Origin of the sequence: Streptomyces griseoaurantiacus (assembly GCF_036189845.1) — a bacterium.
In the GTDB taxonomy this organism is placed as follows: Bacteria; Actinomycetota; Actinomycetes; order Streptomycetales; family Streptomycetaceae; genus Streptomyces; species Streptomyces griseoaurantiacus.
Genome location: NZ_CP108326.1, coordinates 1 through 11,649, shown reverse-complemented (window position 1 = coordinate 11,649; position 11,649 = coordinate 1). Strand labels below are relative to the sequence as shown.

The following is an 11,649-nucleotide window of genomic DNA, read 5'->3' as shown; positions in this document are numbered from 1 at the left end:
CTTGTGGCTGTGCTGAAGTGGGCAGTGTCGGGTGCGGGAGGCGCTTGTGTATCACCATGCGCGTTGCTTCCCGTGGGGTGTGGGGTTGGGGTGTGCCCAAAAGGGGTGCCGACGTTGCATGCCGCATGTTGCATTGCAACAGGGGGCTGGGGCAGGGATCTTTCTGTGGGGAGTGCGTGCGTGAGCTTCACGGGAACGTGGTGTTCTTTGGTGTGACGGGGTACACGGCTGCGCATGGCACCGAAGACCGAGGGTATTCAGTTTCTGCGGGCTGTGCGGCAGTTGCACCGCGTCCGTTCCTTCTACATCGCAGGTGTTCTGCTGTGGGCGGGGTCCACCGTTTGGGCCGGATGGCGGGCGCCGGGAAGCCGGCAGATGTGGGTGTCCGTCCTTCTCCTGGCGGTCTTCACCGCTCTTCTCGCCGCGGCGGGCCTGTTGCTGCGCTCGCTGAGGGCTCCCGCTGCTCGTCGGCCTGCGCATCATGCGGCCCCGCGCAAGGCTGCGAACACCCGCCACGCTCACGCCTGATGGCACGTCAGCCTGGCCGGCTTCTGCGGGAGCAGGACACGGTTTCGGATCTGTCGGGGCCTGTAGCGCCGATGGCCGGGCATACGGGTTTCACTTCCTACCGAAAGGGACTCGTCATGCTCGGCATAGTCGCGGCAGTGCTGTTCTTCATCTCGTTCCTCATCAATGCGGCAGACCTCAGTACCAACGATGTGTTCTCCTCGACGAACGTCATGCTGCTGGGTCTGACCGCACTGGCGCTGCATGTGGCGGGAATCGGCAGCACCTGGCCGCGCAGACGCTGACCAGTTCCCCCGGCGGGCCGGCGGAGTTCCCTGCTGCTCCCAGGCAGCAGGGAGTCCCACCGCTTTGGAACGCGAGGCGGGGCCCCTTTCACACCTGTGGTGCGCCATCGTGGTGTTGACCGACGGAGAGGACGCTGGAGGAGCATGGCTCGGCCGAGTGCGGCCGCTGTACAGCCGGCCCAGAGCACGAGGCCGGACGGACCTCCGTGGGCGCAATGGGCGTTCCTGGCCCTGTGGCTGGTTCTGGCCCCCGTGGTCATCTGCAAGTTGCACCAGTACGGCTGCTTCACAAGACGGCGCTGAAATCCCGCACGCCATCGTTCTTCTGTCCAAGTGATCGAGTGTCTGCCGGATCCGGAACGGTTCGCTCTGCCCTGCCCTGCTGCCGTGCCCTACCCTGTCCTGCTGCCGTGCTGTGCTGTGCCGTCCCCTGCTGCCGTGCCGTGCTGGTGGAGGGTGTCGGTGGTCGCGGCGGGTGTCGGGCTGCGGCCGTTGGCGGATCTTTGTGGGGCTAAGTGGTGTGACGGCCGTGCGGTGTTCAGTTCATGGTCGCGGTGAGGGCGGTGGTTTTGTAGCTGTCGTCCGGTCCGATGTCCGGTAGGTCACCAGGTCGTTGTCGGCAGCGGCGCCGGCGGCACGGCGGACTTCACTCTCACCTCCTCCGGAGGGATCACCGCAGGCTCCACCGTCACCCAGGCCGGCGGCCGGGAGAGCGCCGTCCAAGGAAGCATCGACGTGCAGATCGACGGGCCCGGCACGCCTTCGGCGACCTCGAGGGCCACCGGCCCGCTCTCCTGGTGGTCCACGACGCCGTCGACGACACCATCGCCTACCGGGCGGAGTTGCCGGTCCGCGTCGACGACCCGGTCCTGTCCGACGAGCCGGTCCTTTGGCACGGTCTCGTGTTGCCGGACTCCTGGTGGAGCGACCTCGCCGGGACGCTGGACAAGGCGTCGGTCGCTCGACACCGGCCGCGTCGCCGTACGGCAGCCCTACTCGCTGCTCCGCCCGGACACCGCGGCCCGCGTCCGCGCCGCCTTCCCTGTCCTGGGCAGCCCGGCCGGCCTCGCCGTTGAAGCGACCGTGTGCGCGCAGCTGCTCCAGACCGTCAGCCGCGGGGACAACCTCGTCCTCAAGGACCGGTGCGACTTCTCATTTCGGCGTCACCAATGGTTCTCATCTGGATGTCATGCGTCTCTACTAAGGGCTGTCCCGTAACTGCTGGTCATGGAGCTGCCCACGCTGCGGAAACTGGGTCGCTACTGAGTTCGCGGTGTCGTTATCGTCCGGTCTGACGCCCCGCCATGCCAGCGGCCCACGTTCAGAGAGCGATGCACATGACCAGCCAGCAAGCAACGACGACCCTGTGGCGCCCCACCGGCCCCAAGGAGCTGGATCTGGTTCGGGACCTGAACTGGCGTGCGTGGCCGCCCCGGCTGCCCGGGCAGCCGATCTTCTACCCGGTCCTGAACGAGGACTACGCGATCAGGATCGCCCGGGACTGGAACGTGAAGCACGACGGCGCAGGCTTCGTCACCCGTTTTGAGGTCGAGTCGGAGTTCTTGAGCCGGTATCCCGTCCAGCAGGCCGGCGGGCAGACGATCCTCGAGCTCTGGGTTCCGGCCGAGGAGCTGGACGACTTCAACGCCCACATCGTCGGCGAGATCCAGGTGGTCCACGAGTTCCGCTGAGGCGAGGGGGATGCTGTGGCGGCACGCCGGGCCGGTGCGATGATCCCAGGGGGGCTGGTGTGATCACGTCGTCGGAGCCGTCCTGGATAACCCCGTTCACCGGGCGCCTTCGGGGAGCTGGTGACCCTGCTGCGGCGCGACGGTGCGGACTCGGTCCGCAAGGGCCGACCGTGGGGCCTGTCCTTGGAGGACCGGACACTGCTGGTCGCGGCTTACTGGCCTATCAACTTGACGATGCGCGAGCTCGCGCCGCTGTTCGGAGTGTCGAAGTCCGCAGCGGACCGTGTGATCGACCATCTCGGCCCCATGCTCGCGCTTCTGCCCCGTAAGCGGTTCGCCAAGGACGCCGTGCTCATCGTGGACGGCACTCAGGTGCCCACGCGCGACCACGCCGTCGCCCAGCAGTCAAAAAATTACCGCTACTCCACGAACCACCAGGTCGTCATCGACGCCGATACCCGGCTCGTCGTCGTGGTCGGCCGACCGCTTCCCGGCAACCGCAATGACTGCAAAGCCTGGGAGGAGTCCGGGGCCAAGGCCGCCGTCGACAACACCATGACGATCGCCGACGGCGGCTACCCAGGCACCGGCCTCGTGATGCCTCACCGCCGCCGCAGGGGCGAGGAACTGCCGGACTGGAAGCAAGCACACAACAAGTCACACAAGCAGGTCCGGGCCCGCGTCGAGCGCACCTTCGCCCGCATGAAGACCTGGAAGATCCTCCGCGACTGCCGCCTCAAAGGCGACGGAGTCCACCGCGCCATCCGCGGCATCGCCCGCCTGCACAACCTCGCTCGGCGCCGGATAGACGAGCGCGGGACACGCGGCGGCCAAGCACGCCCGAAGTGATCCAAAGATCATTTACGGGACAGCCCTTACAGGCCATCTCATTTGGGGAGTCTGCGGTAGCAGATGAGAGTGCAAGCGAGGCTGGTGAAGGCGAGGAAGTGCTCGGCTTTGCGCTCGTAGCGGCGGTGGAGTCGGCGGCAGCCGGCGAGCCAGGCCATGGTGCGTTCGATGGTCCAACGGTGCCGCCCGAGTCGCTGTGAGGCTTCAACGCCTCTGCGAGCAATGCGGTGCTGGATGCCGCGCCGTGACAGCCATTGCCGCAGGTGGTGGTAGTCATAGCCCTTGTCGGCGTGGAGGTTGGCAGGCTTGCGCCGGCGGGGGCCTCGGCGGGACCGGATGGGGGGTATGCCCTTCACGAGCGGGATCAGGGCTTGGCTGTCGTGGACGTTGGTACCCGAGATGCCGACGGACAGGGGCAGACCGGTCCGCTCGGTGATCAGGTGGATCTTCGAGCCGAACTTGCCTCGGTCAACAGGATTCGGACCTGTCAGGTCCCCCTTTCCAGGGCCCGCATGTTCACCGAGTCGATCGCACACCGCGACCAGTCCAGGTCGCCACGGACACCGAGTTCGTCGAGGACCAGGCGGTGCAGCTTGGCCCAGACTCTGGCCTTCGTCCACTCAGTGAACCTGCGGTGGGCCGTCGCGCCCGAGGATGGCGTCCCGCTGTGTGGTGTAGGGGATCTCCGCGGTTGAGTGCGCGGGTTCTGCTCCCTCGGGTGCACCGTCTGCCGGTGTCTGCTCCCTGCTCAACTGGCAGGCCACCGTGCAACTGTCCGGAGTGAACGGGCAGTTCGACCCCAGGGGGTGCACGGTGGCCTTGTCCCAGCATGACCTACTTCGCCTGCTTGAGTCACTACGTTCGGCAGATGGTCTTGAACTCGTCCGCGAGGTCGCCGAACGGCTGCTGCAGGAACTGATCGAGGCCGAGGCCACCACAAAGATCGGCGCCGAGTGGGGAGAACACACCGACACCCGCACCACCTGGCGCAACGGCCACCGGGAGAAGACGGTGACCACACAGGCCGGCGACCTGGAACTCGCGATCCCGAAACTGCGGGCCGGGAGCTTCTTCCCGAGCCTCCTGGAGCGCCGGCGGCGCATCGACCAGGCCCTCTATGCAGTGATCATGGAGGCATACGTCCACGGCGTGTCCACCCGCTCGGTCGATGACCTGGTCAAAGCCCTCGGCTCCGACACCGGGATATCGAAGAGTGAGGTCTCCCGGATCTGCGCCGAGCTGGACGAACAGCTCGACGCTTTCCGGACCCGGCCACTGGACCACATCCGGTTTCCCTACCTGTTCCTCGACGCCACCTACGTCAAGGCCCGTGTCGACCACCGCATCGTCTCGCAGGCGGTCGTCATCGCCACCGGTGTCACGCAGGACGGCGGACGCGAGGTCGTCGGTGTCATGGTCGGGGACAGCGAGACCGAAGCGTTCTGGGCCCAGTTCCTGCGTCACCTGCGCGAACGCGGACTGGGTGGCGTCCGCCTGGTCATCTCCGACAGTCACAGCGGCCTGGTCAAAGCGATCCGCAAGGTCATGCTGGGCGCCGCCTGGCAAAGGTGCCGGGTCCACTTCGTCCGCAACGTCTTCGCCGCGATCCCGAAAGGCTCGGCGGAGATGGTCGCCGCGACGATCCGCACGGTCTTCGCCCAGCCCACCGCGGACGCTGTCCGTACCCAGCTCGACACGGTCGCCGACATGCTCGGACGGCAGTTCCCCAAGGTCAGAGAGATGCTGCTGGAGGCGAAGGAGGACCTGACCGCGTTCGCGGACTTCCCCCACCAGCACTGGAAGAAAATCCAGTCCACCAACCCGCTGGAACGACTGAACCGGGAGATCAAACGCCGCACCGACGTCGTCCAGGTCTTCCCGAACCCACCCGCCGTCCTCCGCCTCGCGACTGCGGTCCTCGCCGAACTCCACGACGAATGGATCGCCTTCCCACGCCGCTACCTCTCCAACGAGAGCATGGACGCCCTCTACCCCGACGACAACATCGTCCTACCGGCCGCATCAAACGACTGATCCCCTACACCACGTCAAGGGACATAACCCGCCCGAGGGCCCGAAGGACGCCGCCGGCAACTGCTGCCACGTGCAGCCCGAGGTTGCCACGAACACGATCGCAGCCAGCACCTCACGGTCGCCATGTCGGCGTCGGCCGCCTCCCTGCGGCCGTGACGGCGCCTCCGGAACCACCCGCTGGAACAGCTCCCATAGCTCATCGGGCACCAGGCGCTCAACGATCCCCATGTTGAGAGGCTACCGACCCCAACAGGAAGATCCGTGGTCAGCGGCCCAAGCGGCGCTGCTTGTCGAACCGAAGCAGCACCCGCACAAGACGCCACGCTCCGGCCACCGCTCCGAGCAGCGCACCCCCGCGAGTACGTGTCTCTCTGCCGATCCCGACAGGTCAAGGGTCAGGGCGAGAGTCCAGGAGACGGCAAAACCAACCCAGCCAGCACGGCGGCAGTCACCAGAGCGAAGACGATCTCCACCGTCATCGCGTCCTTCTCCCACCGCGACTCACGCCCCATGTCCATGCCGAAAGTCTCACATCACGGTCAAGCCCTCACGCCTGCACTGCAACCTGACGGGCGAGCGTCCTCACCAATTGAGATGACCTCTTAAACGCGCTGCGCTGGTAGCCGGCGCGGTTCTCTCCCGCGGCGGGCAGTGCGGCAAGTGCGTCGGCGAGCTATGGACAGGGTGTCGCCCTTGGCCCCGAGCGGGCCGTCGGCGTGCGCCGGGGTGATCAGTGCAGCGAGAGCGGCAGCGGCGGCCGCGAAGGCGGCGAGGATGCGCACGGGCGGGTCCTTCCGAAGTCCGAAGAGTCGTGACCTTCGTAGCGGTAGGACAGGCGGGCAGGTGGGGCATCCCGAGGTTACTCACTCGTGGGTGTGGTAAGTCAGACCACCGCAGCCGGCGCGACGACGGAGGGGTCCCACTCACGCTTCGTAGACCTCCCTTCGGCACGTACGCTGAGGCAGACGACATCGAGTCCGGCCTCCAGGCGTCTGGGGCCGATGTAGATCCGCGGTGCAGGAGCGAGCGCACGAGCTCAACTGGAACCCGGAGACGCCGTTCGGGAAACGTTCATGGAAGGGCCCAGTAGAACCGGCTCCATACGAGGAGGTGTCTGCCTTCGAGGACGAGGCGTTGGACCAGTGACGGCTCCTCTTCCAATCTGGTCGGGTTCCGATTCTTCAGGCACCCTGGGGCGAAGCCGTTAAGGGCGATCCGATGCTGAGCGCGGATCAAGGACGAACCTGGCGTGGCGCGGTTGCCGACTACGGCTGTCGGATGAGGCGATCAGGGCAGACGGAAATTTCGTCTCGCTTGTCGGACCTGGTTGCCACACTGGGCGGATGAACGAGGGATCATCCAATCCGTGGCTGGTGGCGGCGCAGCAGATCGATGCCCGGATCGAGGAACTCCGCCCTGAGGCCGATCGTCACGTGGTCGGTCAGCACGTGGTCTCTCAAGTGCTACTCAAGCGCTTCGCCACTCCATCCGGCAGCCACGGGCTCAAGCTCGTGCCCTTCAACCTTGACCACCCCGACCGTTTGCACAAGAGGGCGAGTCCGCGCGAGTGCGGCAAGGTCAAGCACTTCGCACGCTTCGCTTCCGCCTCCCTGGAACAGGTGTGGGGCAAGCTCGAGACGCAGATACCTGACGCCGCGCGCGCGGTGGAACGGGGCGATGTCTTCCAGCACGAGCAGCATGTACAGACCCTGAAGGAGCTGATTGCCCTGCACTTGGTCCGCTCGCTGCACTACCGCAATATCCACGAGCGCACCTTCGCCAAAGTCTACTCCGAGCACCGCACCGCCCTGCTTACAGATAAGTCCGACCTGCTGCGGCTCGCGGTGCTGCAACGCAGCGGGCTTCACCTTTCCGGACCGCAGGGCCTGGCCGCGGCGGCAGACCAGATCTTGAGCCCGCACCTGGCGAACTTCGAGAACGGTGCGGACTTCCGCGCGCGGATCGAGCTCACCTTCGGCAAGGCGAAAGAGATGATCAGCAGTGCGGGGTTGGAGATCCTTGTGCCCGCCGCTGGGGAGTTCATATTGGGCGACACCCCGGCCCTGGCAATACGGCAGAGTGAAACCAGGACCACCTTCCCTGTCGCAATAGGCGACTCCACCGCGATCGTGTTGCCTTTCGGCCCTAAGGGCTGTCCCGTAAATGATCTTTGGTGTGCTGGGGTGACCTGGTGGTTTCTGCGTCACCCGGCGAGGGTGAGGTTGTGCAGGCGGGCGATGCCGAGCATGGCGTGGTGGACGCCGTCGCCTTTCAGTCGGCAGTCGCGAAGGATCTTCCAGCCCTTCATCCGGGCGAAGGCGTGCTCCACGCGGGCACGGACTTTGCGGTGGGAGGCGTTGTGCTCCTCCTTCCAGGCCGGGAGTTCGGTCTGGCCTTTCTCGCGGCGGTGCGGGATGACCAGGCCGGTGCCGCGGTAGCCGCCGTCTGCGATGACCGTGGTCTTGCCGACGGCGTCTTTCGCGCCGGACAGCTCCCACGCCTTGCAGTCGTTGCGGTTGCCTGCGACTGGTCGGCCGACCGCGACGACGAGCCGGGTGTCAGCGTCGATGACGACCTGGTGGTTGGTGGAGTACCGGTAGTTCTTGGACTGCTCGGCGATGGTGTGGTCGCGGGTGGGAACGAGGGTGCCGTCCACGATCAGCACGGTGTCTTTGCGGAACCGCTTGCGTTGCTGGAGCGCGAGCGCGGGCCCGAGGTGGTCGATGATGCGGTCGGCCGCGGACTTGGACACCCCGAACAGCGGGGCCAGTTGGCGCAGGGTCAGGTTCGTCCGCCAGTACGCGGCAACCAGTAGCACGCGGTCCTCCAGCGGCAGGCTCCAAGGCCGGCCCTTGCGCACCGGGTCCGCACCCTCACGCCGGAGCGCGGTGATCAGCTTGCCGAACTGGCGCGGGCTCAGCCCGGTGAACGGGGCTATCCAGGAGGGCTCCGACGCCGTGATCACACCAGACACAACAAGATCATCTCACCCGTGACCAGCAGTTACGGGACAGCCCTTAGACGTGCAACTACGTCCTACCCTCGGTAATTTAAGGGAGATGATCAGTCCGGCGCTGCCAGTCAGACGGACTTCCGCACTGGCCGAATCCCCTGCACGCAGTATCACGTCCAGTCCATGCCCAGCTCCGCGAGCGCAGCCAGCTGGTCGGCGTCCAGCCGGTCCCTCCTTGATTTCGCGTTCGAAAGCCATACGCCCAGTCGTACAGGCACCGGTTTCGTCTCGCCGTCGAGCGTGATCTGTTCGCTGTGACTCCGTGGCACGGGCCGCTGTCCTTCCCTTTCCACCCACTGTGTGAGGGCCGCGAGGCCGCGCTGGAACGCCTGCTGCGCCTTGCCCTGGCCCTTCGCCGCACGCTTGGAGGCCGGGGCGGAAGGCTCCTCCAGCGGCTTGATGTCCAGCCGGGCCAGCCGTTCCTGCTGCTCGCTCGACAGTAGCTTCCAGGTGGCTGGCTGGGTTTGCTGCTGGAGCCATTTGCCGATGTCGTCGCCTTCGTGGAGGACGCCGGGTGCGATGTCGGGGAGCCGGCCGGCGGGTTCGTCGGCGGCGAGGTCGGTGAGGACGCGGTAGTGCCGCTGCCAGTTGAGCGGCCAGGGGCAGTTCCAGTCCGGGTCAATCGCGGCCAGCTGCTTCGCGCGCTCCGCCGTGCGCTTCGGGTCCTTCCCGAGACCACCCTTCCGGCGCAGGTTGGCCATGTACTGCCCGATGGGCGCTATCGCCTCGCCTTCGCCCCACACGGCGTCCTGACGCGGGGCGAGGTGCCCGGTGGCCCGGTGGTAGGACCGGAGGGCGGCGAGCTTGGCCTCCCACGCTTCCTCACCGGGTTCCCAGACCATCCCGGCTTCCGGCAAGTCGAGCAGTCTCTTGCGCCGCTCTTCCAGCTCACCGGCCCGCAGCGCCTTCCTCTGCTGGTGCACCCACCGTCCAAGCGGAAAGTCTTTGGTGACGCCGACTTCGACCTCAACGTCATACGGGACGGCGTAGAGGCCGGTGATCTGGTTCTCCTTCCGCCAGCGGAGCAGGGCCTGGTAGCCCTCGAGCCACACCAGCGACTCCGGGCGGTAGACCCGGGTGCGCAGGAAGGCCGCGATGGTCGCGGCGTCGCGCGGGCTGGAGAAGTACAGTAGCGCCGCTTCGGCGGCGGCCTGCGTGTCGTCCTCTTGGTCCTCGCCGTCGCCCTCGCCGCCGGCCCCGACGATCCGCCCGTCCTCGTCACGCCGGAGGTGGACCTTGCGCTGCCCGTGGGTGAGGGCGCGGGAGGCGAGCTGCTCGACCAAGCGCTCATCGTGGCTGCGCAGACCCTGGAGCACGGCCACGAGCGGCTTGAAGCTCGCGGAGGCGACCATGTCGGTCGGGTCTTCGCCGGGTTCCAGGAACACCGGCACGATGATCCTGGCGACCTTGGTAGAGCCGTCTCTGTTGAGCCTCAGCGCGCGGCCGATGTTCTGGACGATCTCGACCTGGGAGCCGCGGGTGTCGGCGAAGCAGACGGCTTCCACGCCCCGTTCGCCGGTGATGTCGACGCCTTCCCCGAGCACGCGAACGCTGGCGAGGAACGCACGGTGCACCCGCCGCCCGGCTGTGTCGATGCCGTTGGCGAACTGGCGGATGACCTCGCGGCGCTCGGTGACGAGGTGGTCGCCGCACAGCCACGCTGACCATACGCGGTCCGGGGGTACGTGGCGGCCGGCCTGGAGTTCGTAGGACTCCGCGTCGATGGAGGACTTCGGCAGCTTGTCCGCAGCGGCCAGGTCGTCGTCTGAGGCGTCGTTCATGTACAGCTCGGCTGCCGTCTCGGGCAGCTTCTCCGCGAATGCGGCGGCTTCCTCGACCTTCTGGTGGAACGTCATGACCGTACGCAGATTCCAAGCGGCGGCGTGCTCCAGGAGCGCGGTCTGCAGTAGCGCCAGGCGCCGGCCGCGCCGGGCCTCCTCCGACTCCCCGAGAACGGGGGAGGGGTCGCGGATCTCCAGCACGTCGATTTCGAACCCGGCGAGGATCTCGCGCTCGATCGCCTCAGAGAGCCCGAGTTCTGCGATCCACGCGCCGTAGGTCCCGTTGGGGTCGTCGGCCATGGTCGCGAGTTCCACCTCGTGGCCGTCCGTGCCCTTCTGCGGGCGGGCCGCGGCGAGGATGCGCGGGGTGGCGGTGAGGTAGAGCCGGAAGTCCGCGGGGATGCGGGCGTTGTCGTGGATCGCCGCCCACGGACGACCTAGATCACCGGCGGTTCCGTGGGCCTCATCCACGACGGCGAGGTCGAAGCCGTCCATGTGCTGGCCGTAGAGCCGGTCTCCGCCCGTCAGGGCGGCCTCCAGTGGCCCGCGGACCTTCCGCTGGCCTTCGGGGGCGTCGATGTCCTCGCGGTCCACCAGGGAGGCGTACGTGGCGAACACGATGACCGGTCCGGACCCGGCCCACAGGGCGAGCTGGATCGGGTTGGTGGTGGTGCGTACCCCCAGCGAGGTGAGCACTGGATCGTTCTCCAGCGAGCACACCGCGACCATGGAGGCCCGGTGGCCCACCCGGCGCCATGCCTGGGTGGTCTGCACGAGCAGGTCCAGGGTCGGCACGGTCACCAGGATCCGCCCGGTGGGGAAGCACTCCAGCGCGCACGCGGCGGCCGTGATCGTCTTGCCCGACCCGGTCGCGGACACGATCGTGCCCCGTGCTCCCTGAGCGGGCACAGACGTCCTTGCAGGGAATCTCACCCACTTACGGAAAGCAGTTTTCTGGACCACCTGGTGTTCCCGAAGCTGAATTCTCAGCATTCTCAAGCCCTTCCTCTGGCTTCTTTTTCACTCGCTTCGGGAATCACTGGGACGGTGTGAAGGGCGGCACGGACACCGTACCGTCCTCGCCTACCACGATTCGCTCGGCGAGCTGGGCCAGAACCTGAGAGGGAGGGAGCCCCGCCCGGTAGGCCACCGACCGGAGTAGTCGGCTGGAAGCGGCGGACAGCCAGACCTCGGTATGCAGCTCGTCCGCTCCTTCCTGTCCCTGTTCCCCGGAGGAGGACTGCGCCTCAAGCGCACCAGCAAGCCGTTCCTCACGCTCACGAGCCCACATCGAGCCTTGAACATCCTGCTCCGGCTGGTACACACCCCAACCCAGCGCACGCATCAAGTCCCTGACACGCTGCCACTCAGCATGTTTGGCCAGCCAGATGAAAGCCAACCGCTCCCGGTCCATCTCGAACGTGTAGAAGGAACCGTTCCCCCTCAACCGCTGTGCGGTCTCCGCTCAC

7 protein-coding genes and 5 pseudogenes are annotated in these 11,649 nt (G+C 66.9%); 5 read left to right on the top strand and 7 right to left on the bottom strand.

Annotated elements, in window-relative coordinates; genetic code table 11:
- Positions 1–527 precede the first annotated feature (527 nt).
- On the top strand, positions 528–812 hold the full coding sequence (locus OHB09_RS00060; protein ID WP_167796130.1) for a hypothetical protein: 285 nt from the start codon (positions 528–530) through the stop codon (positions 810–812).
- Positions 813–1,414: 602 nt separating this feature from the next.
- Here the strand turns inward: OHB09_RS00060 and OHB09_RS00055 are convergent.
- Positions 1,415–1,708, bottom strand: a complete 294-nt coding sequence (locus OHB09_RS00055; RefSeq protein WP_328921382.1) for a hypothetical protein — start codon at positions 1,706–1,708, stop codon at positions 1,415–1,417.
- A 435-nt stretch (positions 1,709–2,143) separates the two neighbouring features.
- Between OHB09_RS00055 and OHB09_RS00050 the strand changes: the two genes are divergently transcribed.
- Together OHB09_RS00050 and OHB09_RS00045 are read left to right on the top strand one after the other, a co-directional pair.
- Positions 2,144–2,503 (top strand): hypothetical protein, encoded by a 360-nt coding sequence (locus tag OHB09_RS00050; protein WP_234525776.1) that lies wholly within the window; start codon positions 2,144–2,146, stop codon positions 2,501–2,503.
- Positions 2,504–2,562: 59 nt separating this feature from the next.
- Positions 2,563–3,352: pseudogene (locus OHB09_RS00045) on the top strand (transposase).
- Between the two features lie 38 nt (positions 3,353–3,390).
- Here OHB09_RS00045 and OHB09_RS00040 read toward each other — a convergent pair.
- Positions 3,391–4,004: pseudogene (locus OHB09_RS00040) on the bottom strand (IS5 family transposase); the annotation flags it as partial.
- A 161-nt stretch (positions 4,005–4,165) separates the two neighbouring features.
- Here OHB09_RS00040 and OHB09_RS00035 point away from each other — a divergent pair.
- A complete protein-coding gene (locus OHB09_RS00035) occupies positions 4,166–5,386 on the top strand; it encodes an IS256 family transposase (protein WP_328921381.1) in 1,221 nt (406 codons plus the stop codon).
- 30 nt (positions 5,387–5,416) lie between these two features.
- On the opposite strand, the pseudogene OHB09_RS00030 reads toward OHB09_RS00035, so the two are convergent.
- Positions 5,417–5,614 (bottom strand): annotated as a pseudogene (locus OHB09_RS00030) (transposase); the annotation flags it as partial.
- Positions 5,615–5,651: 37 nt separating this feature from the next.
- A pseudogene (locus tag OHB09_RS00025) lies at positions 5,652–5,904 on the bottom strand (DUF6332 family protein).
- A 915-nt stretch (positions 5,905–6,819) separates the two neighbouring features.
- On the opposite strand from OHB09_RS00025, the pseudogene OHB09_RS00020 reads away from it, so the two are divergent.
- Positions 6,820–7,476, top strand: a pseudogene (locus OHB09_RS00020) (DUF4238 domain-containing protein); the annotation flags it as partial.
- A 113-nt stretch (positions 7,477–7,589) separates the two neighbouring features.
- On the opposite strand, the gene OHB09_RS00015 reads toward OHB09_RS00020, so the two are convergent.
- The 3 genes from OHB09_RS00015 to OHB09_RS00005 all read right to left on the bottom strand — a co-directional run bounded on the left by OHB09_RS00015 (position 7,590) and on the right by OHB09_RS00005 (position 11,594).
- A complete protein-coding gene (locus tag OHB09_RS00015; RefSeq protein ID WP_328921379.1) occupies positions 7,590–8,360 on the bottom strand; it encodes a transposase in 771 nt (256 codons plus the stop codon).
- A gap of 149 nt (positions 8,361–8,509) precedes the next feature.
- Positions 8,510–11,173, bottom strand: coding sequence for a DEAD/DEAH box helicase (locus tag OHB09_RS00010; protein ID WP_328921378.1), 2,664 nt, complete (start codon positions 11,171–11,173; stop codon positions 8,510–8,512).
- Between the two features lie 43 nt (positions 11,174–11,216).
- The gene (locus OHB09_RS00005; RefSeq protein WP_328921377.1) at positions 11,217–11,594 is read right to left on the bottom strand and encodes a hypothetical protein; all 378 of its coding nucleotides are present in this window, start codon (positions 11,592–11,594) and stop codon (positions 11,217–11,219) included.
- Positions 11,595–11,649 lie beyond the last annotated feature (55 nt).

What these genes read in the sequence shown, in the direction of transcription:
- OHB09_RS00010 (WP_328921378.1), bottom strand. Translation starts at nt 11,173, where the DNA reads ATGCTGAGAATTCAGCTTCGGGAACACCAGGTGGTCCAGAAAACTGCT.
- OHB09_RS00060 (WP_167796130.1), top strand. Translation starts at nt 528, where the DNA reads ATGGCACGTCAGCCTGGCCGGCTTCTGCGGGAGCAGGACACGGTTTCG.
- OHB09_RS00050 (WP_234525776.1), top strand. Translation starts at nt 2,144, where the DNA reads ATGCACATGACCAGCCAGCAAGCAACGACGACCCTGTGGCGCCCCACC.
- OHB09_RS00005 (WP_328921377.1), bottom strand. Translation starts at nt 11,594, where the DNA reads ATGGACCGGGAGCGGTTGGCTTTCATCTGGCTGGCCAAACATGCTGAG.